Source organism: Bartonella sp. AP280QHHD (assembly GCF_042196125.1).
In the GTDB taxonomy this organism is placed as follows: Bacteria; Pseudomonadota; Alphaproteobacteria; order Rhizobiales; family Rhizobiaceae; genus Bartonella.
Genome location: NZ_JBHIPQ010000017.1, coordinates 1 through 23,087, shown reverse-complemented (window position 1 = coordinate 23,087; position 23,087 = coordinate 1). Strand labels below are relative to the sequence as shown.

The 23,087-nt window shown below is 37.6% G+C and carries 14 protein-coding genes, 3 pseudogenes and 1 riboswitch; of the genes and pseudogenes, 8 read left to right on the top strand and 9 right to left on the bottom strand.

Features of this window, described 5'->3' with window-relative positions:
- Positions 1 to 2,238: 2,238 nt before the first annotated feature.
- Entirely contained in the window at positions 2,239 to 2,445 is a 207-nt protein-coding gene (locus ACFIMK_RS02400; protein WP_273791466.1) for a Trm112 family protein, read from the bottom strand.
- Positions 2,446 to 2,458: 13 nt separating this feature from the next.
- Positions 2,459 to 3,121 carry an LON peptidase substrate-binding domain-containing protein gene (locus tag ACFIMK_RS02395; RefSeq protein WP_375610818.1) on the bottom strand — a complete coding sequence of 221 codons (663 nt, stop codon included), beginning with the start codon at positions 3,119 to 3,121 and terminating at the stop codon, positions 2,459 to 2,461.
- 446 nt (positions 3,122 to 3,567) lie between these two features.
- Positions 3,568 to 3,665: riboswitch (glycine riboswitch) on the top strand.
- A gap of 136 nt (positions 3,666 to 3,801) precedes the next feature.
- Between ACFIMK_RS02395 and gcvT the strand changes: the two genes are divergently transcribed.
- Genes gcvT through gcvP form a run of 3 tightly spaced genes read left to right on the top strand, consistent with a single transcriptional unit; the run spans position 3,802 to position 8,090 of the window.
- The gene (gene gcvT / locus ACFIMK_RS02390) at positions 3,802 to 4,914 is read left to right on the top strand and encodes a glycine cleavage system aminomethyltransferase GcvT (RefSeq protein ID WP_375675667.1); all 1,113 of its coding nucleotides are present in this window, start codon (positions 3,802 to 3,804) and stop codon (positions 4,912 to 4,914) included.
- Between the two features lie 6 nt (positions 4,915 to 4,920).
- On the top strand, positions 4,921 to 5,289 hold the full coding sequence (gene gcvH / locus ACFIMK_RS02385) for a glycine cleavage system protein GcvH (protein ID WP_375612294.1): 369 nt from the start codon (positions 4,921 to 4,923) through the stop codon (positions 5,287 to 5,289).
- Positions 5,290 to 5,294: 5 nt separating this feature from the next.
- The gene (gene gcvP, locus ACFIMK_RS02380; protein ID WP_375683012.1) at positions 5,295 to 8,090 is read left to right on the top strand and encodes an aminomethyl-transferring glycine dehydrogenase; all 2,796 of its coding nucleotides are present in this window, start codon (positions 5,295 to 5,297) and stop codon (positions 8,088 to 8,090) included.
- Between the two features lie 1,529 nt (positions 8,091 to 9,619).
- Here gcvP and alr read toward each other — a convergent pair.
- On the bottom strand, positions 9,620 to 10,735 hold the full coding sequence (gene alr, locus ACFIMK_RS02375; RefSeq protein WP_375612295.1) for an alanine racemase: 1,116 nt from the start codon (positions 10,733 to 10,735) through the stop codon (positions 9,620 to 9,622).
- 809 nt (positions 10,736 to 11,544) lie between these two features.
- On the opposite strand from alr, the gene ACFIMK_RS02370 reads away from it, so the two are divergent.
- Positions 11,545 to 12,372, top strand: coding sequence for a ferredoxin--NADP reductase (locus ACFIMK_RS02370; RefSeq protein ID WP_375612296.1), 828 nt, complete (start codon positions 11,545 to 11,547; stop codon positions 12,370 to 12,372).
- A gap of 56 nt (positions 12,373 to 12,428) precedes the next feature.
- A pseudogene (locus tag ACFIMK_RS02365) lies at positions 12,429 to 12,841 on the top strand (ferredoxin--NADP reductase); the annotation flags it as partial.
- Here the strand turns inward: ACFIMK_RS02365 and eda are convergent.
- Positions 12,820 to 13,485 carry a bifunctional 4-hydroxy-2-oxoglutarate aldolase/2-dehydro-3-deoxy-phosphogluconate aldolase gene (gene eda, locus ACFIMK_RS02360; RefSeq protein ID WP_375638779.1) on the bottom strand — a complete coding sequence of 222 codons (666 nt, stop codon included), beginning with the start codon at positions 13,483 to 13,485 and terminating at the stop codon, positions 12,820 to 12,822. The pseudogene ACFIMK_RS02365 and the gene eda sit on opposite strands and share 22 nt — an antisense overlap.
- Positions 13,486 to 13,600: 115 nt before the next feature.
- On the opposite strand from eda, the gene ACFIMK_RS02355 reads away from it, so the two are divergent.
- From ACFIMK_RS02355 to ACFIMK_RS02345, 3 genes are all read left to right on the top strand, one after another.
- A complete protein-coding gene (locus tag ACFIMK_RS02355; protein WP_375613636.1) occupies positions 13,601 to 14,518 on the top strand; it encodes a rhodanese-related sulfurtransferase in 918 nt (305 codons plus the stop codon).
- Between the two features lie 1,684 nt (positions 14,519 to 16,202).
- Positions 16,203 to 17,336 carry a type III PLP-dependent enzyme gene (locus ACFIMK_RS02350; RefSeq protein ID WP_375613635.1) on the top strand — a complete coding sequence of 378 codons (1,134 nt, stop codon included), beginning with the start codon at positions 16,203 to 16,205 and terminating at the stop codon, positions 17,334 to 17,336.
- Positions 17,337 to 17,410: 74 nt separating this feature from the next.
- Entirely contained in the window at positions 17,411 to 17,995 is a 585-nt protein-coding gene (locus tag ACFIMK_RS02345; RefSeq protein WP_273791458.1) for a GNAT family N-acetyltransferase, read from the top strand.
- Between the two features lie 1,086 nt (positions 17,996 to 19,081).
- On the opposite strand, the gene ACFIMK_RS02340 is transcribed toward ACFIMK_RS02345, so the two are convergent.
- From ACFIMK_RS02340 to ACFIMK_RS02320, 5 genes and pseudogenes are all read right to left on the bottom strand, one after another.
- Positions 19,082 to 20,653, bottom strand: coding sequence for a DHA2 family efflux MFS transporter permease subunit (locus tag ACFIMK_RS02340; protein WP_375613634.1), 1,572 nt, complete (start codon positions 20,651 to 20,653; stop codon positions 19,082 to 19,084).
- A 19-nt stretch (positions 20,654 to 20,672) separates the two neighbouring features.
- Positions 20,673 to 21,767 carry an HlyD family secretion protein gene (locus tag ACFIMK_RS02335; RefSeq protein WP_375613633.1) on the bottom strand — a complete coding sequence of 365 codons (1,095 nt, stop codon included), beginning with the start codon at positions 21,765 to 21,767 and terminating at the stop codon, positions 20,673 to 20,675.
- Between the two features lie 173 nt (positions 21,768 to 21,940).
- A pseudogene (locus ACFIMK_RS02330) lies at positions 21,941 to 22,084 on the bottom strand (transcriptional repressor); the annotation flags it as partial.
- Positions 22,081 to 22,239, bottom strand: a pseudogene (locus ACFIMK_RS02325) (HlyD family secretion protein); the annotation flags it as partial. The pseudogenes ACFIMK_RS02325 and ACFIMK_RS02330, both read right to left, overlap by 4 nt.
- 173 nt (positions 22,240 to 22,412) lie before the next feature.
- The gene (locus ACFIMK_RS02320) at positions 22,413 to 22,805 is read right to left on the bottom strand and encodes a Fur family transcriptional regulator (protein WP_375629863.1); all 393 of its coding nucleotides are present in this window, start codon (positions 22,803 to 22,805) and stop codon (positions 22,413 to 22,415) included.
- Positions 22,806 to 23,087 lie beyond the last annotated feature (282 nt).

Sequence of the window (23,087 nt, the reverse complement as noted above, 5' to 3'; positions counted from 1 at the left end):
CGTGCATTCTTTATGGTTATAAACGCATATAAAATGCATTGCTATAAACATATCATAAAAGAGAGAGTAAAATAAAAAAAAGCCGTGCCAAATGATATGACGCGGCTTTCAAATAACGATTATAATGATAAAAAATAATCATCCACAATGGAGTAATGAATGCATATATACAAAACGTATCATATTGCAAGTGCTCTATGAGAGATATGAAAACTTATCAAAAGAAACGTAAACGATGCGTATGATCTTTAATCACTCGTTGGAATTACAGAGCCTATAAACGCTTGTTATGGCTATCAAACAAATCAAAACGCTCGGTAGCTTTAACAATCCAATCAAAAGAACATGCATATTAAGTGAATATCTTATAACAAAAAGGTTTTTTACATTTACGAGCATTGGTTTTTAAAAGCAGCTTTTCATAAGATAAATAAACAAACGCTTTTATAAAATGTAAGGTTTTCAAGATTTTGCTCTGCTGTGAAATCTAGATCTTCGTTTTTCATAAATGAAACGTTCTTAAGAGCAAATGATAACTAAGTTATAACTGTAATAAAAAAAAGTTTTAACGTTTCTTATAAAGATCTCATTTTATGTTTCAAACGTTTAAACGTTCATTTAGTGAGGTTCTCATAAGCGTATTTGTACTTTTCATTAAAACCTAATTTCTTTAAATATTAGCCGGTCCATTTTTGGGGGCGTTATCTTAGAATAGAGCATTCTTTAAATATTACAGCTTTTGACTCAAAATTGAGTAAAAATCCATGTGAGATTACAATGGTTTTGAAGTTTTCTTGCTTGCGTTATATCATTAAAAAGCTTTCTCTTTCATAAAACATAACATTGTGATTTTCATTCTATAGTCATGATATTATATTTATGCTGATTACCTATCATTTTCTAAACTTTTAGAAAGCGCTTTAAAAGTGATCTTGTCTTTAAATCCTTTTATGCAATCTTTATAAATTAAACCTATAAGCTTATGACAGTTTCAAACGATTATTCGATTGAAGGTTTCGCTCAAAAAAGAGCAAAACTCATACCATTCTTTAAACGTATAATCGATAATTCCAAACGACTAAATTTTTAAACAATGTGATTTGTGCTGTGATAAAAACGTGTCATAAAATTTATAAACTGTTATAAATGATATCTGCTTTTCATTTCATTTGAATGCACACATGCGTTATAATATTTGTATCATGACTTGCTTTTTATGGTCTATTCATACATGGCAATCTTATATAAAAAAGGGTCAAATGGATCATGCATAAAAGTGTGGATTCTTAAGTGGATTCATATAAAATAATTGCATATAACACACTGAATTTATTATATTTTTATGGAATAAGCGTTTCCGGGGTCGAAGTGCTGAAACCGAGTCAGCCCCTTGCTTTTAGTGCTGAAAGCACTTGGACATAACAAGAGCCCTCGGAAATTCCGAGATATCCGCAAAAGCGGTTTTATTTCTAGTTTGAGTTTTTCGGGCTTCCAGACCCTATTTGATTGTCGCGTATACAACCAAAAACACAAGCCTCCTTCATAAGGCAATTACTTTCAATCGTCAATTGAAATTACAACAGTGTTTCTTGTTTGTTGTTTCAAGTTTTCACGTAATTAATGCGTATATTATACATAAAAATATTGCTTGAGATACTTTAGATACTTGTAAAAATTGTAAAGCGAAATTAAAGGGTGATGGCAAGGTAATGGGGTGATTTTCTCCTTTACGATTTTATGTTTTCTCCCCCAAATTAGGCTGTTTTCCCGCTTTGAAGAGTACATAAACAGATAAATATTCTTGTCCCGATATGGTATACATAAGATGATATAACTTGTCGTTTTTATTCATCTTAAATCGAGATATCTCAAATATGTTGTTCGTAAATAGTATAAATTAAAGTCCATGAAATATAACAATCTTTATGTTTAATATAATAAATTTCATTTACCTGAGTTGGTTCAAAATGTTATTATAATTCTTGCTTTTAAGAAGTTCATAAGAGCCATTTTTATTCAGATTCTTGTGTGGTGCAAGCGAATGGTTTTGATTGCTTCAGTATGAACAGGCTGGAATGAGAGAATCTGCTGATATTTTTGGCTTTTGTTACAAGGTGTAAAGCGATATAAATATCTTCATTGTAAAACTCTTTTTTCAGAAATCGTAAATATTGAGATATCATATTGATAGAGACTTGATAACAGTGGGCTTGTAGAGGGAAATTGCATGAGGATTTTTTATTTTTTATGCGTTATTTCTTCATTGTTTTGCAAAGGGCGCGCTTCTGAGGCAAGCATAATGGGAACGCCATCACGAATAGGGTAGGCAAGTTTGGCTTTGAGAGAAATGAGCTCTTGTGTTTTTCGGTTGAAAGAGAGAGTACCTTTCGTCATTGGGCAGACGAGCAATTCGAGCATTTTGGGATCTGTGGTCATTTTTTTCATGTTTGGACATTCATTAGTTTAAGCGGTAATCTGTTCCTGTTTGTTTCATGAGCGAGCGTTCTGTTAATGCAAGAAGAGTTTGGGCACGGCTTTCGATATCTGGAGCTTCAAGGAGAGCTTGTTTTTCTGCTGGTGTAAAGGGGATAAGAGCTGAAAAAGCATTAACCAATATAGGTGTAGGGGCTTCTATGATGCTGCTCCAATTATATTCCATTTCATGTATGGTTAGATATTTTTCTACAACGTCGAGTAAGTTCTCTCGGTTAATGCTTTCTTCAATATCAAATTCTTGCAAGTCTTTTATGTTTGATTGGATGAGAGCTGTTCGATAGGATTTTGTGTTTTTCAATTCTTGTTCTAAAGTGAAGCGGCAAACACCTTGTAAGATAATGAACAGTTGTCCGTTTCCTGTTTCACTGTAGTTTGTAATACGCCCTATACAGCCTGTTTTATAAAGTTGTGTAGAGAAGCGATCTGTATCCGATGAAAGTGGTTGAATAATGCCCAATAGACGATCAGTTACCATAACATTTTCAATCATTTCAAGTGATTCTGGTTCAAAAATATTGAGTGATAAAAAACCACCGGGTAGTAAGAGTGCACCTTCTAAAGGAAAAAGAGCAATTTGCTTTGGAAGATCATTTTCGCAATTGTAAGAGATATTACCAGCTTTCATGAGTATTTTGTCACCTTTGTTCGGTAATTTTAGTCTGTAAATAGTCGCTATTTATGACACTATTGAGAAAGCAGAAAACCTACTTCTTGTGCATTAAAATCATACTTATAAAATATTTGAAGTCCTTATTCTCAAAAAGAATATGAAACCCTATCTTTAAGGTTGAACTGCGCGCGAAAGAATATTGCTTTGCGATCTTTTTAGTGTGTGACGTTTTGCATGATTTTCAAGAGGTATTTTTGTTTATAGCTTTTGATTTTTGTCTTAAATTTCCTAAAATGTGTTGCTTGCAATTTTTGTAAGGTTCAAAAGGATAATATTATAAATCTTTTGAAGCAGCTTATGCAAGTTTTAAAATGAGAACATTTTCATCACTTTACTAATGACAGTGTGATGAAGATAGGCTATAGGTTTAAATATGCTGGAAAGAGCGTTATCGTTTCTTTCATTCTTTTGCGGGAGAGTGCAGATTGCAAATTTTCGCATTGCCGCCGAAGGGGAAATAGCCCATAATCTCTCAGGCTTTAAGGACCGTAAAAGGAAGAAGGCAGATCTGGAAAGTCGGGAGAACCCGCGCCGAAGGTGTAAGCGAAAAATCTTTTCGCGAGTCTCTCAGGTTGATGACAGAGGGGGCAGAGACGACCATATTCTGTGGGCGTTAGCGCAGCTTTGGAGTTATTATGGGCACAGCACAAGAAACATCTTTTTTAAAAACACTTCCTTTATATGATTTGCATGAAAAAGCAGGAGCAAAATTTGGTGCTTTTGCGGGTTGGAACATGCCTTTAACTTATCCTCTTGGCGTTTTAAAAGAGCATCTTCATACGCGTGCACATGCAGGACTTTTTGATATTTCTCATATGAAATTGATTGCGGTTGAAGGGGCACAAGCTGTGGAATTTTTGTCCTATGCTTTTCCCATTGATGCAGCAGCTTTAAAGATTGGGCATTCACGGTATAATTATTTGCTTAATGAGCAGGCTGGTATTCTTGATGATCTTATCATTACCCGTTTGGAAGAGGGTCGTTTTATGTTGGTCGCCAATGCTGGGAATGCACAGGCTGATTTTTTAGAATTAGAAAAGCGTGCGGTTGATTTTGAATGTCAAGTGATTGCCCTTGAAAGGGTATTGCTTGCGCTTCAAGGTCCTGAAGCGGCAGCTGTTCTTGCTGATGCCGATTTACCAGGGAATGAATTGTTCTTTATGCAAGGATTCGAACCACAACAGGATTGGTTTATAACGCGTTCTGGTTATACGGGAGAGGATGGTTTTGAAATTGCTTTGCCTATAGGGCATGCGCATATGTTGGCTGAAAAATTGCTGAGTGATTCTCGTGTTGAGTGGATTGGACTTGCCGCACGCGATAGCTTGCGGTTGGAAGCGGGGCTGTGTTTGCATGGAAATGATATTACCCCTGATACGACACCTATTGATGCGGCTCTAACATGGGCTGTTCCTAAAAGTGTTCGAGAAAAAGCACAATTTTATGGAGCAAAGGCTTTTCTTGAAGCACTGCAAAAAGGACCGGCTCGTTGTCGTGTTGGATTAAAACCGCAAACGCGTCAACCTATTCGTGCCGGTGCGGTGCTTCTTGATGATCAAGGTAATGAGATTGGCATTGTAACATCAGGTGGTTTTGGTCCTTCTTTTGATGGTCCTGTCGCGATGGGTTACGTTCCTGTTGATTTTAAAGTTGAAGGGACACAAGTCTTTACAGAACTGCGAGGCAAAAAGATTGTATTATCAGTTCATTCTCTTCCCTTTGTTGAACAACGTTATTTTAAAGGATGATTTTTTATGTCTAAAACTTATTTTACACATGACCATGAATGGCTTAGCGTTGAAGGGCAAGTGGTGACTGTTGGGGTTACGCATTATGCGCAAGAGCAATTAGGGGATTTGGTTTTTGTTGATTTACCACAAAGTGGAACAAAACTTTCCAAAGGAGAGGCGGCGGCTGTTGTAGAATCAGTGAAGGCGGCTTCAGATGTTTATGCTCCTCTTGATGGTGAAGTGGTCGAAATAAATGAAGCCTTGGCTGATAATCCTGAACTGGTAAACCAGAAACCCGAAACAGAAGGCTGGTTATGGAAAATGACATTGCAGGATGAGACACAACTGGAGGGGTTGTTAGATAAAGATGCTTATAAAGCTTTGATTGGATGAGTACCATGATCGAGCGTTCTTTTTCTTCTCGACATATTGGGCTGCGTCCTGATGAAACACAAAAAATGCTTGATGTTTTAGAGCTTGATTGTGTTGAGGCACTTATTTCTCAAGCTGTTCCACACTCTATCCATTTGGGACGTTCACTGAATCTTCCAGAGGCTGCTAGTGAAGGACAAGCCTTGGAAGAACTCTCCCAGATGATGGAGCGTAACCATGTGCACAAAAGTTTTATTGGGCAAGGATACCATGGAACTTATGTGCCTCCGGTTATTTTACGAAATCTGTTTGAAAATCCTGCTTGGTATACTGCTTATACGCCTTATCAAGCAGAAATTAGCCAAGGTCGTTTAGAGCTTTTATTTTATTTTCAGACATTGGTTAGTGAACTAACAGGTTTGCCTGTTTCTGCTGCTTCCCTTCTTGATGAAGCAACTGCTTTAGCTGAAGCCAATGCCCTTGCTGTTCGCTTTTTCCGTGAGAAAAAAACAAAAATTTCTCTTCAGAGTCTTTTACATCCTCAGACTTTGAGTGTTGCGCAAACGCGTGCTGAAACACAAGGGATTCAGATTAGCCAAAATGGCGAAATTGATCCTGATACAGCGGCAATTGTTTTGTCTTGGCCAGATACAAAAGGCTCTTTTCATGATTACAGTGAGATTATAAAAGAGGCAAAGGAAAAGGGAGCTTTCGTTATCGTTGTAGCTGATCCTTTAGCGCTTACCCTTCAGGAGCCACCTTCTCAATGGGGGGCAGATATCGTTGTTGGCTCTATGCAGCGTTATGGCGTTCCGATGGGATTTGGTGGTCCACATGCTGGTTACCTTGCCGTGAGTGATGCGTTAACGCGTCTTATTCCAGGGCGTATTGTTGGTCAATCCGTGGATACCAAAGGACGCGTTGGTTTTCGTTTAGCTTTGCAAACACGTGAACAACATATTCGGCGCGATAAAGCGACGTCAAATATTTGTACAGCGCAGGCTTTGTTGGCTAATATGGCAACCGCTTATGCTGTTTGGCATGGGCCAAAAGGCTTACAAGAAATTGCGCAGCGAATTCATCATTTAACATGTCGTTTTGTTGCTGGTTTAGAAGCAGCAGGGGTTCATGTTGAAGGGAAAAGCTTTTTTGATTGTGTGAGTATTTCTGTTAAGGGAAAAGCGCGAGAAATTGCGCATCAAGCCAAAATAGGTGGGCGCCTTATTCGTGTTCTCGATGATGACACTATTGCAATCAATTTTGATGAATTATCAACAGAAGAAGATGCTGGTGCTTTAGCGCAGCTTTTGGGGGCACAACTCTTTGATAAGGTTTCTCCACGACTCTTTGGAAAAAAACGGGATGCTGCTTTTCTTTCTCAGCCTTTTTTTCATGCTGTTCATTCAGAGACAGATATGATGCGCTTTTTGCGTCGTTTAGCGGATAAGGATTTGGCGCTGGATCGCGCTATGATCCCTCTTGGTTCTTGTACAATGAAGCTTAATGCAGCTGCTGAATTGATGCCTGTGAGCTGGGCGAGCATGGCCAATATACACCCCTTTGTTTCACAAGAGGATGCAGCGGGTTATTTGGAGATGATCAACCAGTTAAATGCGTGGTTGTGTGAAATTACAGGATTTGCGCAAGTTTCTTTTCAGCCAAATTCTGGTGCTCAAGGTGAATATGCTGGGCTTTTGGCTATCCGACGATATTACCAATCACGAGGAGAACATCAACGTACAGTTTGTCTTATTCCTGCATCTGCGCATGGTACCAATCCAGCTTCGGCTCATATGGCAGGGATGGAAGTCGTTGTGGTAAAATGTTTAAGCGATGGTGATGTTGATGTAGACGATCTCAAGATGAAAGCGCAATTGCATAAAGATAAATTGGCTGCTCTTATGATTACTTATCCTTCAACCCATGGTGTTTACGAGGAAAGCATTAAGGAAATTTGTTCTATTATTCATGAAAATGGCGGACAAGTTTATTTTGATGGTGCTAATCTCAATGCCCTTGTGGGGCTTGCTCGTCCTGCGGATATTGGCGCTGATGTTTGTCATATGAATCTTCATAAAACATTTGCTATTCCTCATGGTGGTGGTGGTCCTGGTATGGGACCAATTGGAGTTGCAGTGCATCTCAAACCATTCTTACCAGGTCATGAACAGGATGGGACAACACATGCGGTTTCGGCTGCTCCTTATGGAAGTGCGTCTATTCTTGCAATTACATGGATGTATATTCGAATGATGGGGGCTGATGGCTTAAAATATGCAACACAAATAGCCATTTTAAATGCCAATTATATTGCTGCACGTCTTTCAGCCGCTTATTCCATTCTTTATCGGGGCAAGCATGGACGTGTTGCGCACGAATGTATTGTGGATACACGCGTGTTGAAAGAGCAGTATGGGGTGAGTGTTGATGATATTGCAAAACGTCTCATTGATTATGGATTTCATGCGCCCACGATGTCGTTTCCGGTTCCGGGAACTTTGATGATTGAGCCAACGGAATCAGAACCAAAAGCAGAGATTGATCGTTTTTGTGATGCTTTACTCTCTATTGCTGAAGAAGCGAAAAAAGTTGGGAATGGGGTTTGGCCAAAAGACAATAATCCATTGGTGAATGCCCCTCATACAGTGGCAGATACTTTAGATGATGCTTGGGCACGACCCTATTCGCGACAAGAAGCTGCTTTTCCCAACAGTTCTCTTGATCCAGCCAATAAATATTGGCCTCCTGTATCGCGTATTGATAATGTTGCGGGAGACAGAATGCTCATTTGTTCGTGTCCGCCATTGGGAAATACCTATTAAATAACAAATATGTATTTAATTTGTTTATTTGCATAAACAAAAAAGCCCACACATTTTGTGTGGGTTTGTACTTGTTGATCATGTTACTATGGAATTATTTGTCTATTTTCTAGAATTTTGCATTGTTTTTTATAACATGAGCAAAATCGAAAAAGTCGACAAAAAGCTGTATTTTGTCGGCAATAGGCATGTTCTCCTTTGCTTTCTACCGTATGACATGGTTTTAGTGACTAGGCGGCATTGGTCTAGCCAGCTAATTCATGTAAACGAGAGTGAAAACCTATGAGGATAGGGGCACGTCTGTTGCATGTGTTGTGACATACTACTTCTCACTAAGGTGACGACGACGGGTTGTAGAAAGAATAAAATCAAATTTAATGTTTTTGATGATAAAGACACGCGAAACTCTGTTGTTGCATCTTTTCGAGTCAAGAATTGTCTAAATATTTCTCTTTAATCTGCTTTTTGTAAATATGACGAAAAAATATGTAAGAACACCTGTCAGAATGAGCAAACGCAAAGCCAAATGTATTATGTTTTTTTTACAAGGGGTCTTATAAAAGCCGGCACATCTTTCCACTTCATTGCAAGTCAGTTTGTGACTTTACGGCGCTGTTTTCCTAAGAGCTCGTGTGCTTTAGCTGTTGCCTGTAAATCAACATCCAAACTTAATGCAGCAACATGTCTTGAGCCAGAGATTGAGAAAAAAAGAGCTTTATGAGTAGTTCCTGCTTTTGTCTGTCAGATGAGGGCGGGGATTGCGTATTTCTGTTGACGTAATCTTTGAAACTGGAAGACAATCTTATTTTGGAAAATGTAAAGCCGTAAAGGTGAAAATCAATCCTCAGTTTGTCATCTCCTCTTAATTCAGCTTTATGGCTTTCAAAAGCATTTAAAGCAATGTTTTTTAAATAATGGGGATTACACATTGCTCCATATTTTTATTTATTGTGTTCTTTAGTGGGGGAATGATCCTCATGTAAAACAGAACGCTCCAAAAAGAATATACTTGAGTTGTTAATTCACGTGTTTGTTTTAAAGAGACACTTCGCTCCCAATCCCATTTCGCGACGGCGCTCGTGAATGGTGTAAGGGTAAATCCATTGATTCCCCACTATCTTTACGCTTCATAACGGAGTAAGCTGGGCACTATCATACACTTTGCCAGCGCCTAATGTTATAGCTCTTGGCACTATGGTTCATAAGAGGCATTATTCTTTTCTTAAATCATTTTTATCTACACATAGTTCAGCTTGTGGTATGCAAGCGAATGATTTTAATTGGGAAATTAATTTTAAAAACTTTGTAGTAGATTCTTTTTTGTCAATTTATGGGGAAAGGCTAAGTTTTTGTATTTTAGGTGAAAGCTACTTCCATAAAACAGTCCATCAACTTGTCTGTTTTGAGATTTCTGTGAATGTACGGTGTCTATGACCATTCTGTGTGGTTGATTGTTGTAAAATCTTTTGTAAAAGCCCCTCAATTTTCTAAAATGATGATTTTTATCAATTTATTTTTTTAAAGAGTTTTTATGTGTAAATGTATTTATAGCGGGAGCCAAGAGATGTTAGAATTTCATTGGGAAGGGTATCGGCATCTATAGATACTTTTTCAAGTGTTTGATGGGGACCAATGAGTTCTACCCAGTCACCAGTTTGAGGTTTTTGTTCAAGATCGGTCGTATCTACAATAATGGAATCCATAGAAACCCGCCCAACCATGGGAAGTTTGTGCCCGTTGAAATAAACAGTTCCTTTATTCGAAAGAGTACGGAGCCAGCCGTCTGCGTAGCCTATAGAAATGGTTGCAAGAGTGCTTGGTCTGTTGGTTATAAAGCTTTCTGCATAACCAACAGGTGCTCCTATATCAACAACGCGGCTTTGAATGACTTGGGCTTCAAGTTTTAAAACAGGTTTCAAAGGTGATGGGTGTTTTCCCCGCGGATCAACTCCGTAAAGTGCAATGCCTGGACGAACAAGATCAAAATAAAAATCTGATCCTAGAAAGATACCTCCAGAATTGGCAAAGGAAACTTTGCAAGCAGGCAATTGCGCAAGGATCGTTTTGAAAGAAGTCAATTGGGCATAATTTGATGGGTGGGTATCATCTTCTCCGTTAGAAAGATGACTAAGAATATATTTTATTTCTGCTTTTTCGAAAATTGTAGGGTGTTTGATGAGTTTTTGTAATTCTTTTTGATCCAGTCCTAATCGGTTCATATGGGTATCGATTTGAACAATTGCTGGAAATTTTTTATCTTTTTTTTGACAAATTTTTTGCCAATTTTCAATGGCATTCCAAGAGTTTAGAACAGGAACAATACCAGATTGTGCGACAAACTCTTCTGCTAAGTGTGGAAGTCCATTCAGAATGGCAATTGTGACATTTGATGGTAAAATGCTTTTTAATTGGAGTGCTTCTCTGATTTGGGCGACAAAAAAAGTGCGACAACCAGCTTGATAAAGGGCAGGAGCAATTTTGTGAGCTCCTAATCCATAGGCATTTGCTTTTACAACTGCTGAACATTGTGTTGGAGCTACACGTTTGGCTAAAGTAATATAATTGGCAACAATGGCACTGACATCGATGGTTGCTACAGCTGTATAGAGTGATGTATTTATTTCATCATTAACGGATTTGTTCATTTTAAAAGCTTATCTGTGTTCGTGAAATACGGAGTTTTTTTGGTTGTTTCATTGAGGTTCTTTACGATATAGGGGAAAGACACTATTTGCTATGGTCAAAATCATTAAGAAGCCTATGCTGCCATTAAAGTCGTTTTTTATGTAAAATGGTACTCTAGATATAAGAGATAGTTTAGTTTTATTTGTGTTGTTATCAACATGGTATCTTCTAATGATTTGTAAAACATAGACTTTTTTACTTATTTTTCCTCGTTTAGGCATATAAAAAAATAAACATAGTTTATTGTATTGTATCATTTTGAAGAGTGCAATGTTAGACTATTATTGCTGGTGTGATTGTTGTGATTAAATATTGCATTGGCTTCTTATTTAGAGAAGGTAAAATGATTAAATTAACCACGTTAAGTCAATGTATTACAAGTTTTTTACCATGAGGGGGAAGATCACTCATCTGTGCAATTTTGGATGTCGTCTCATGCACTTAAAATTATTTTTATTGAATGGAAAACAGTGTGTAAACACTTTTTGATACATTAAAAACTGTTGATTTAGAAAACTCGTTGATTTGGATATTATTTGTTTTCAAGATGGATTGGGTATCCAGTATTTACTTTCTAGTCTTTGATTGGTTTTAAGTGAAATCAATTTTATCGCTTATAGAGCGCGCTAGACTCATTTATTTAATTTTGACATAAAAGTGTTAACCTTGAGGCTTTTGTGTTGAGAAAATTGTTGGCAGATGGTTGTGCAAGTACTATATCACGTCAAGGATTCGAAATTTAACGTTCAATAAAGATATGGGGAAGAGTATGAATACGTCTGCTACCAATGTTCCGTCAAGCATCAGCAGCGTTGCAAATTTTCCGATTCCTGAGAATGTGTTCGCCCTTACTGTCCAAGAGGTTTGTCACTATACAGATCGGTTATTTAAATTCCGTCTGAATCGTCCGGAAAGTTTTCGTTTTCGTTCGGGTGAGTTTGTTATGATCGGTTTGCCAAATGCAGAAAAGCCGATTTATCGCGCTTATTCGATTGCAAGTCCCTTTTGGGATGAACAGCTTGAGTTTTTTTCGATAAAAGTTCCAGGGGGACCTTTAACCGAGCATCTCCAAAAAATTAAAATTGGTGATACAGTTCTCATGCGTAAAAAATCTACAGGAACGCTGGTGCTTGATGCTCTTATTCCTGGAAAACGTCTTTATCTTCTTTCAACTGGGACGGGGATTGCTCCTTTTGCAAGCCTTATTCGTGATCCTGAAACTTATGAAAAATTTGCAGAAGTTGTCCTTATTCAAACAACGCGCGAAAAAAATGAGTTAATTTATGCAAAAGATCTTGTTTCCTCTTTGCAACAAGATCCACTCATTGGAGAGTATGCACAACAGTTGAGATTTTATCCTATGACTACTCGTGAAGCTTCTGAGCATATGGGTCGTATTACAACTGTGATGGAAAGTGGGGACTTTTTTGAAACAACAGGCCTTCCTAAGATTCATCCTGATGAGGATCGGGTGATGATTTGTGGTTCCATGGCTATGTTAAAAGATTGCGCAAGGATGTGTGAAAGCTTTGGTCTTGTTGAAGGGGCCAATAATGCTCCTGCTACTTATGTTGTAGAGCGCGCTTTTGTGGAGTAATGAGTGGGAAAGTTGATGCTTTATCTTCTTTCAAACCGGTACGGTTTTTTTTTTCTTTTGCAAGCTTTATTCGTGAGCCTGACATTTATGAAAAATTTTCAGAAGTTGTTCTTATTTAAATAACGCGCGAAAAGAATGAGTCAATTTGTGCAAAAGATCTTGTTTCCTTTTTGCAATAAGATCCACTCATTGTGGGGCATATGCACAACAGCTGAAATTTTATCCTATGACCACTCGTGAGCTTTCTGAGCATATGGGGCGTATTACGACTGTTATGGAGAGTGGTGCTTTTTTGAAACAAGCGGCTTTGAAACAATAGAACTCGCAAAATTCATCCTAATGAAGATCGGGTGATGATTTATGGTTTTATGACGATGTTAAAAGATTGCGCAAGGATGTGTGAAAGCTTTGGTCTTGTTGAAGGGGCTGATATTCTTGCACATTACATTATATTGTAGAAAGAGCTTTTTTCGAGGGAGAGGGAAGTTGTGATGCGGTATATGCTAATGCAGTAATCGAATCCCAATCACTTATTGCAATGAGTTTTTGGGGCGCTATCCAAGAACCTCCAACGCAGAAGACATTGGGCAGTTGGAGCCATTGTGTTGCACTTTTTTGTGTAATACCGCCTGTTGGGCAAAACCGGATATCAGAGAAGGGAGATGCTAAAGCTTCGATGAAGGAAATACCCCCAGTAGCTTCAGCAGGGAAAAATTTAAGATATGAATAGCCTTTGTTTAATGCTTGCATGAGTTCACTTGGGGTCATTGCACCGGGAAGAAGGGGAATTTCACTATTTTTTGCACAATTGATTAGTTCATTGGATAATCCGGGGCTTACAATAAACTTGGCTCCAGCTTGTTCGGCTTTTTCGTAATGTGTTGTGTTGAGAATTGTGCCGGCTCCAACAATTGCTTCAGGGACTTCTTGTGTAATTTTCTGAATTGCTTTGAGGGCATTTGGTGTTCGCAAGGTGATCTCAATTGTTTTTAATCCACCTTTGACAAGAGCGCGTGTTAAGGGTACAGCACTTTGTAGATTGTCAATGAGTAAAACAGGTATAACAGTTTGTCCTTGGAGATATAATAAAAGCTTTTCTCTTTTTTGGCACATGATATTTTTTCTTCTTGGAGATGATATTATTTGTATCGTTTGATTAAGCACAATATGTTAAAGAGTACATGAATAAATCTTGAAATTGAATGAAACGCGCGTTATGGCAAAACACATGGAAAAGAATTTTAAAGTTGCTGCACTTTATTGCTTTGCAGATTTGAAGCATTATCATCAATTACAAAAACCTTTGCAGGATTTATGTCAAGCAAAGGATATCAAAGGCACTCTGCTTTTAGCACAAGAGGGCATTAATGGAACAGTTGCTGGTTCTTGTGATGCGATTGAGGCATTGGTGGATTTTATTACGGCTGAGCCAGCGTTTCAAACGCCGGAAATTAAATATTCATGGGCATCAAAAATGCCTTTTCATCGCATGAAAGTGCGGTTGAAAAAAGAGATTGTGACGATGGGGGTTGAAGGGGTTGATCCGCTAAAAGTTGTTGGTACTTATGTCGATCCTGAAGATTGGAATGCTCTTATTCAAGATGAAGAGACAATTTTAATCGATACACGGAATGACTATGAATATGCGATAGGGAGTTTTCAAGGAGCGATTGATCCGCAGATTAAAACATTTCGCGAATTTCCTGAATGGGTGCGTAAACATGAGGCTGAGTTAAAGAAAAAAAAGAAAATTGCCATGTTTTGTACAGGTGGTATTCGGTGTGAAAAATCAACAGCTTATGTTCGTGATCTTGGTTATGAGCAAGTCTACCATCTAAAAGGAGGTATTCTAAAATATTTAGAAAAAATTCCAAAAGAGAAAAGTTTATGGTGGGGTGAGTGTTTTGTTTTTGATGAGCGTGTTTCTGTTCAACATGGTCTTGAAGAATGTGGACGCGAATTATGTCGCGCGTGTCGTTCTCCTCTTAATGCTGAAAGCAAATTATCGCCTCATTATGAGGAAGGTGTTTCCTGTGATGCTTGTTATAACACGCGTAGTGAAGCCGATAGAGAGCGCTTTCGTGAGCGCCATAGGCAATTTCAATTGTTGAAGTTGCGTGCAATTGATTCTCATCAAGGGACATAAGGATATCGCAGTGTAGGGCTTTAAATTGTAGCGTTTTTCTCTTAAATTTAAGAGAGAAGAGTTTTTTAATATTAGTAGAAAAATATTTTATAAGACCGGATATTATTCGGTCTTTTTGTTTATGTTAAATTATTTGACTTATAAGTAATCATTATAGATTGTTTACTTTCTTTGACTTTATAGGATTGAGTATTTCAAATACTTTTCATTTTAAAATAGAAAAGCCGTTCACCAACAGCGCAGAGGAGGGAGATTATAGTTTAAGAGAAAAGCGTATGAATAAGATGTGATTAAAAAGCAGATGCTAGGTGGAAAAATAAAATGATAATAGGAGTTTATGATTTCAGAATTTAATATAATACATTAATTTATAATGATAATTTATTATTCATTTGAATAAAAGAGTTCAATATTGTGAACTTTGTTGCTTTCAGATTAGATGAGAACGAATCGCGTAAAATTCATTCACTTGTACGTTGCAAATGGGAGCAACGTGTGGACAAAAATCATTTTAGATAAGGTGTTATGAAACATTTCAATGTAGGAGTTTCTGCAATATTGGGAGTTGGCAGATAGAATGGGAGCGTTTGTTTTTAATTTCATAAGTATAAAGAGGGTGAGATGTAGTTGATCTATATCATACAAGCTATATTATACGGGGAATTCTTCATGATATTTTGCTTAAGCGATGCTGTGAAATGAATGTGGAAGTAGGGATGTTTTTTAGGATGTAAATGAGAAAGATAATGGTGTTTTGTTGGGGGAAGGACACGTTATCTTTAAAGATTATGGTGCTTCAGTCGTTACTATCCTCAGTCTTCAATGTTGGTCATCTTTGCATTTGAGAGGATATATAAGAGGTACTCCTTTTTTCAATTGTTTTTTATTTGTGATGCGCAAAAGAATGATTTTAATTGATTCATTGTAAGAGGGTTGAAATAAGAGGATTTTATAATGGGATTTTTGTTTAAGGGTACAATAATAAATTATCATTATAAATTAATGTTTTGAGTAATTTATTTGCGTTATTTTCTGCTGCAGATATTAGGAGATAGAATAGGGTAAAGAAACGAGGGGCTTTAAACGCAAGACAGTGATTTATGTTGTACGGATAATGTAAGGGTGTGATCTCATGAAAGCGGATGGATGGCTTTGTCTGGGGGAGAGTGTTGTTTTTTCGCATCATTTTATCTTTAAGAATTAAAAAATGTTTAAAATTAAAAAAATGATTGAAATGAGAAAGAATTCGTTTTATAGGATGCCTTGCCCAAAGTCGCACGTGCCTGTGGGTGTCCGCTGGTTCTCAAATGGTGAGATTAACCGGTACGGTACCTGGAACTAACCGCTCCAGTCATTCTTACAGCCAATTGCAAGAATGAGGACATCTTGAAGCAACGACGGTGCGGGCCTTTCTGGTGTCTTCCAGCTTTTAAATGCTGGGATAACTATAGAGGCACACCTCATTGCCTTCAGTGCGGAAGTGGTTTTCTCAACTCCAATCAAAAAGGCAGATAAAATAGAATAACGCGGTTTCGCGCTGTTCTTTCGCAGCATGCAATGCTAATTTCTGGTTTTTTGTAATCAGAATGGGGATGGTTGTTGTGTGTTTTTTGTCCTTTAGCTTTTGGCAGCTTTGGCTGTCTAAGCATAGAGTGGGGGAGCGTTCCCTCAAGGAGAATTGCAGATGGCAACGCAACGTATTCGCGATTTTCTTGCAACACATCGTTCTGAAGGTCCATGCTTAATTGTTGACCTTGATGTTGTTCGTGATAACTATTTAAATTTTGAAAAAGCTCTGCCGCAGTCTCGTATTTTTTACGCAATAAAGGCAAATCCAGCTCCTGAAATCTTGCGTTTGCTAAGTTCTTTAGGATCTTCTTTTGATGCGGCTTCTGTTGCAGAAATTGAAATGGCTTTAAAAGCAGGAGCAACGTCAGAGCGTATTTCTTTTGGAAATACGATTAAAAAAGAGCGTGATATTGCACGAGCATATGCATTGGGAGTTTCACTTTATGCTGTTGATTGTGTTGAAGAAGTGGAAAAAATTGCGCGTGTTGCTCCAGGAGTACGTGTTTTTTGCCGTGTTCTTACCGATGGCAAAGGTGCAGAGTGGCCATTGTCACGCAAATTTGGTTGTGTTCCAGATATGGCGGTTGATGTTCTAAGACGGGCACACCAATTGGGTTTGCAAGCCTATGGTGTTTCTTTTCATGTTGGATCTCAGCAGGTTGATTTGAGTGCGTGGGATCGTGCTTTATCGGATGCTTCTACAGTTTTTAAGCGTTTGGAACAAGAAGGCATTTCACTAAGGTTGGTGAATATGGGGGGCGGTTTTCCAACGCGTTATTTGAAAGATGTCCCTACAGAACAAGCTTATGGTACAGCAGTTTTTGATTCATTGAAAAAGCATTTTGGTAATCGTATCCCTGAGACGATTATTGAGCCAGGACGTGCGATGGTTGGCAATGCTGGTGTTATTCGTACAGAAGTTGTTCTAATATCTAAAAAAGCTGATAACGATAATGTACGATGGGTTTATCTTGATATTGGGAAATTTAATGGTCTTGCTGAGACTATGGATGAAGCCATTCGTTATCCTATTGAGACACCTCATGATGATAAGGTGATGGAGCCTTGTATTTTGGCTGGACCGACATGCGATTCGGCAGATGTTCTCTATGAAAAAACACCTTATCCGCTTCCTCTATCCCTAACGATAGGAGATGAAATATTGATTCATGGAACGGGTGCTTACACAACAACTTACGCATCGGTTGCTTTTAATGGTTTTGAGCCTTTACGATCATATGTGATCTGACATTTCCTTTTAACTATAGTTTTTTAGATTTTTTGCTATGCTCGTCATGGCGCTGTAAGAGGGCGGTTATAGAGATGAACATGATTAATTTTCAAACAAAAGATGGGGCATGTTTTACACTTTTATTGGAGCAAGAAGCCGATAAGCCTTATCGAGAAAATTTGCTTGATTCAATGATGGGGTATGGACGTAAACGTAAATCATCAGAGGTTTTACGTCGTGGTCGTTTGGCTGCTCAAGGGCTCTCTTTTGTGGTTAAAAATGTGCTTGGAGAGCTTGTGGGAAGTGTCCGTCTTTGGCATGTTTCTTTTTCTAAAGAAAAAAATGAAACACAACATGCTTTACTTTTAGGCCCCTTGGCTGTTGCGTCTGAATGTGCTGGTATGGGAATAGGATCAATTTTAGTCCGCCATGCAATTGAAACAGCAAAAAAATTGGGATATGGCGCCATTTTGCTGGTAGGGGATTTTGAATTTTATCAACGTTTTGGCTTTTCAAATAGTTTAACAGAAAATTTGGCAATGCCTGGTCCTTACGAAAAACATCGCTTTCAAGCGTTGGAACTGATACCACATTATCTTTCTGGGTGTTATGGCACTTTGGTTCCTAGTGGAGAACGAGAAGTTTCAAATCGTTTTCAGCATCATAAAGTCGCTTGAAGATAGTGTTTATTTCGTTTTTCAGCAGCTGCCATTGAGAAGAGCATACCGTTTTGACAGTGCCAAGGTATTTAGCGGTACAAAGTTTTGGGGAGTTGTATTGCGATTTTATTATATGGCTTTTTCTTTATGGGGCTGGTTTCTTATTTTTGATAATTTCAGTTAAGTGAGTAAGAATATATTTTAAGCTCATTTTTTGAAATAGTGTCTTATTTTATAATACTGAAGGAACCGGATTTTTGAGTTGTCTTGTGTTCTTTTAAAGTCGCTATCATCATACAGTTTTCCAGTTTTCAATATCGTTGATAAATCTTGCATCAAAACGGTTGGATGTTTTACTTTTTTCTTAAACAGTTTTTATTTCTTTGCTTTTTATGTGCAAGGGAATGGTTTTGATTGATTCAATAGAGAGATATTTTGAGAAATTTTATACAATTTTAGCGCTTGTTGAAAGAGAAGGGGCTTAAGAAAGAAAAATATGCAGCAGTAGAATCAAAATTGTAAGTATCAGCTTTTTTTAAAGAGTGTAAAAAAATAAAATTACATGTTTAAAAGCAGCTTTTTTGAAAAAAATATATCATTACTTTTTTGCTATAAAGGTAAATCGTTTTGCAATTGGCATGAGAGTATCAAATACAAAATGATTTTCTCATGTAAAATTTTGCATTCAGAATCAACAAAAACGTTATCCTACACATTATAAGAGAAATATGTGCGTGAATAAAAATCATAAGAATCATAAATCTTTTATGAATATTCTTGTAAGAATCAAAAGAGTGAAGGGCAAAGAATCTTTTAATCTTTTGTGCCCTATGGTGATAAATCAAAAATCTTATAGAAATGGCTGCTTTATCTTTATGGTGTGGAGCACTTTAGATAAGCTCTTTGTTTACCGATCATCTAGAACAATTTTTGTATGCGAGAAGTTGTTTTTAAGTGCGGAAAGAGCCCGCATTAAAAGAATTTTTATCAGAAGAATCATTTAGAATCATATGCTTATTTATACTGTCTCTTGAGACAAGATAAAGTGCATAGGAAACGAGGAAAGTGATAAGGATAAAAAATATTTCTCAATTTTAATTAAGCTTAGTGATTTGGTGGTGAATCCATGAGAGGTGGTATTTTTTTGAGAAATATGGTCATAAATGTCAAAACACCAAAGATGATGGTTATGATAAAGAAAATATCACTAATAGCCATAATGGTTGCTTGTATGCGTACCATACCAAACAATTGAGAAAGAGCCAGAGTATAGGAATCAAAGGTTTCTGTTTTGAATAATACAGTAAGATTTGAAAGCATTTCAGTTGCTTGTCTGTTTGCGTAGTTAAGAGTTTCGGCTATTCGTTCATGATGGAAGTCTGTGCGTTTTGTTATGAGAGTGTTGATAATGGCAAGCCCTACAGCCCCACCTAGATTCCGGGTGAGATTAAAGAGTCCAGAAGCATTTTGCATCCGTTCTGGTGGGAGTGTTCCCAAGGCAATATTATTAATAGGAACCATACATAACATTACAGAAGCACCACGGAAAACTTGCGGCCAAAAAAGCTGCCAAAAATCCCAGTTATCTGTGATAGAGCTCGCCATCCAAATACCTATTGCAAAACCAAAAAGTCCTATTGCCATCATTAAACGTGCATCCATTCGTGCTGAAAGAAATCCAGCAAGCGGGGCAGTTAATAACATGACGAATCCTGAAAGAAACAATGTTTCTCCAATCATGAGAGCATCAAAGTGGCGGATTTGGCTTAAATAGACAGGATAAAGGTACGTGAGTCCATAAAGGCCTATTCCCAATGAAAAGGAAAAAATGGATGCAGCTGAAAAATTAAAATTAGAAAAAGTAGAGAGATCTACAATGGGTTCTTTTACTGTAAAAGCACGCCAGAAGAATAAGGCTGCAGCAAGAATCATGGTAATGAACAAATCCCGAATCAGCGTATCACTCAGCCAATCATGACGTGCTCCTTCTTCTAGAATATACTCTAAAGTTCCCAAGAAAGTAGCCATAGAAATGAATCCTAACCAATCAAACTTCTTCATTAAAGAGGGATCAGCTTTATCAAAATCAATTAATTTCCAAGCGAGAATTGAGATGATAATCCCGCAGGGTACATTGATGAGAAAGAGCCAATGCCATGATGAGAGATGACAAATATAGCCTCCCACGGTTGGACCAATGGTGGGGGCCAATGTTGCTACTAGTCCAACAATAGGGGTAACAATTGGGCGTTTGGAAGGAGGAAAAAGAACATAAGAGGCGACAAAAACGCTTGGGATAATTCCTCCACCAATAAAACCTTGTAGTGCGCGATACAAAATCATCTCTCCAATAGATGTTGCTGTTGCACAAAGAACAGAAGTAATCGTAAACCCGATCGCTGATATGGTGAAGAAAACACGTGTTGAAAGCAATCTTCCTAAAAATCCAGAAAGCGGCAACATGATGACTTCAGCGATGAGATAGGAAGTTTGAACCCATGAAATTTCTTCAGAGCTTGCTGTAAGACCCGCTTGAATTTCAGCTAAAGAAGAGGAAACGATTTGGATATCTAAGATTGCCATAAACATGCCAAAAGACATAGCTATAAAAACTACAATTTTGCGCATTCCTATGCGTTCTTGAGACTGTATGAGCTCTGGTATGGAAGATGTCATAGTAAGATCTTCTACTTTTTTATAAGAGACTTTTATCTTGTGGCTTTGTACGTGTATCAATTTTCACCGAAACACTCATTCCTGCTCGGATATGTCCGGTTTTTAAGACTTCTTCTGGAATAGAAATACGTACGGGAATGCGCTGGACAATCTTTGTAAAGTTACCGGTAGCATTTTGTGGAGGCAGAAGAGAAAAAACAGCGCCTGTTGCGGGCGAAATAGAAAGCACTGTTCCTGTAAAAACATCATTTTCGAAGGCATCAACAGAAATATAAGCTTTTTGTCCGGTATGAATGTCTTGTAGCTGTGTTTCTTTATAGTTTGCTTCAATATAAAGTGCATGTATGGGGACTAACGCCGCAAGACGTTGGCCATTTACAACAAAATCTCCCGTTTTTGCTGTTAAATTTCCTATAACTCCATCAAATGGCGCTCGTATAATGGTCGAATCAAGATCACGTTGTGCTTTTTTACGCGAGAGCTCTAAACTCTTTGTTTCGCTTTCTGTTTCACTTCGTTGCGCTTCTAGCACTCGGATATTTGCACGTGCTGAAGCCATTTTTGCATCCGCTCTGTTAACATTCGCAATGGCTTGTTCATAAGCGGATTTGGCATCATCAACATTGGATTGAGGAGCATAACGATTGGCTTTCAGTTCTGTTACACGTTTTAAGGTGAGTTGTGCATTGGTTGCTATGGCTGAAGCGGCTGCTTTTTGTGCTTTTGCATCATCTAAAGAACTACGAGCGGCTGTGATTTGCGCATCAATGCGTAGAAGTGTTTTTTTCTGTGTGTCAAGATGCGCTTCTGTTTGATCCAAGGCTATTTGATAATCACCATTGTCTAAGTAAAATAAAACATCGTCCTTTTTTACAACTTGGTTGGCTTTAATGGCAATTTTTTCAATATATCCATTTAATTTAGTCGCAATAGCGGCTATATCTCCTTGTACATAGGCATCTTCAGTGGACAGCATATAACGCCATTGCGTCGTCCACTTATAGCTAAACCAAAGTACAAAAAGCGCAAAGACGATAAGAAGAGCCTTGATTACTTTTTTTCGTTTCGTTTTATCGAGATTTTTTGTTGAAAAAATGGTCTCAGATACGGACATGATTTTATACTTTCAATATTTATGTTCTAACGAGTATAATAAGCCTCTCACTCTAGGGTAGGGTGATATATGCACGGACGATAAGAGCTTTTCCAACAATAAGGCGATCCCTGCTACATAATGCTAAATATATAAACTTGCAAGTTAGAGATCTTATTGTCAAGTTAGATGTCTTATTTTATTGCGCATTTTTTACAAAGACCTCGTACTTCTAGGGCGCTTTTGTGTGCTTGGAAGTCAACCGCTTGAACCATCTGTTTTAAACTTGATACAATCATTTGATTTTGTATTTCGTGGACTGTGCCACAGTTTAGGCATCTTCAGTGGACAGCATACAACACCATTGCGTCGTCCACTTATAGCTAAACCAAAGTACAAAAAGCGCAAAGACGATAAGAAGGGCTTTGATTACTTTTTTTTGTTTCATTTTATCGAGATTTTTTGTTGAAAAAATGGTCTCAGATACGGACATGATTTTATACTTTCAATATTTATGTTCTAACGAGTACAATAAGCCTCTCACTCTAGGGTAGGGTGATATATGCACGGACGATAAAAGCTTTTCCAACAATAAGGCGATCCCTGCTACATAATGCTAAATATATAAACTTGCAAGTTAGAGATCTTATTGTCAAGTTAGATGTCTTATTTTATTGCGCATTTTTTACAAAGACCTCGTACTTCTAGGGTGCTTTTGTGTGCTTGGAAGTCAACCGCTTGAACCATCTGTTTTAAACTTGATACAATCGTTTGATCTTGTATTTCGTTGACTGTGCCACAGTTTTCGCAAATTATAAACGTTGTAAGTTCATGTTGACAGTTTTCAGGGTGTAAACAGACCATAAAGGCATTTACACTTTCAAGACGATGAATACACTTTAACTGTACGAGTTTTTCTAACGCACGATAAACTTGGAGAGGTGCGCGAAAACCTTCTTCGCGTAAGTGATTGAGAATCGCATAAGCACTTAAAGGCCCTTTTGCATTTTTTAAAGTATTTAAAACCAATGTTTGGTTACGCGTCAGTTTAGATGACATTGACATCTTCCTTTTGCTCCCATGGAAAAGCATAAAGCGTGTAAGATATTTATGCAATGGTGATTATATAATATGTACTCTATCTTTAGCCTTTTACATGACATCCTTGCGATATGTAAGAAAAGTTACAATCGTTGTGAGGGGAGGGTATTATAATCTGAAAGCCGCCGCTATCAGGCATGAAAGTTTTATACGCTTCTTATTTTTCCAATAATGTTTTGAAATAGGATTTTTTGTTCAATATTTTATTGGTAAAGTTTGGGTTATTTTATTTAAAAAAAA

Coding starts and splice junctions, on each gene's coding strand:
- ACFIMK_RS02355 (WP_375613636.1), top strand. CDS start 13,601: ATGGAAAAGAATTTTAAAGTTGCTGCACTTTATTGCTTTGCAGATTTG.
- ACFIMK_RS02345 (WP_273791458.1), top strand. CDS start 17,411: ATGAACATGATTAATTTTCAAACAAAAGATGGGGCATGTTTTACACTT.
- gcvP (WP_375683012.1), top strand. CDS start 5,295: ATGATCGAGCGTTCTTTTTCTTCTCGACATATTGGGCTGCGTCCTGAT.
- ACFIMK_RS02350 (WP_375613635.1), top strand. CDS start 16,203: ATGGCAACGCAACGTATTCGCGATTTTCTTGCAACACATCGTTCTGAA.
- gcvH (WP_375612294.1), top strand. CDS start 4,921: ATGTCTAAAACTTATTTTACACATGACCATGAATGGCTTAGCGTTGAA.
- ACFIMK_RS02340 (WP_375613634.1), bottom strand. CDS start 20,653: ATGACATCTTCCATACCAGAGCTCATACAGTCTCAAGAACGCATAGGA.
- ACFIMK_RS02395 (WP_375610818.1), bottom strand. CDS start 3,121: ATGAAAGCTGGTAATATCTCTTACAATTGCGAAAATGATCTTCCAAAG.
- alr (WP_375612295.1), bottom strand. CDS start 10,735: ATGAACAAATCCGTTAATGATGAAATAAATACATCACTCTATACAGCT.
- gcvT (WP_375675667.1), top strand. CDS start 3,802: ATGGGCACAGCACAAGAAACATCTTTTTTAAAAACACTTCCTTTATAT.
- ACFIMK_RS02400 (WP_273791466.1), bottom strand. CDS start 2,445: ATGAAAAAAATGACCACAGATCCCAAAATGCTCGAATTGCTCGTCTGC.
- ACFIMK_RS02370 (WP_375612296.1), top strand. CDS start 11,545: ATGAATACGTCTGCTACCAATGTTCCGTCAAGCATCAGCAGCGTTGCA.
- eda (WP_375638779.1), bottom strand. CDS start 13,485: ATGTGCCAAAAAAGAGAAAAGCTTTTATTATATCTCCAAGGACAAACT.
- ACFIMK_RS02335 (WP_375613633.1), bottom strand. CDS start 21,767: ATGTCCGTATCTGAGACCATTTTTTCAACAAAAAATCTCGATAAAACG.
- ACFIMK_RS02320 (WP_375629863.1), bottom strand. CDS start 22,805: ATGTCATCTAAACTGACGCGTAACCAAACATTGGTTTTAAATACTTTA.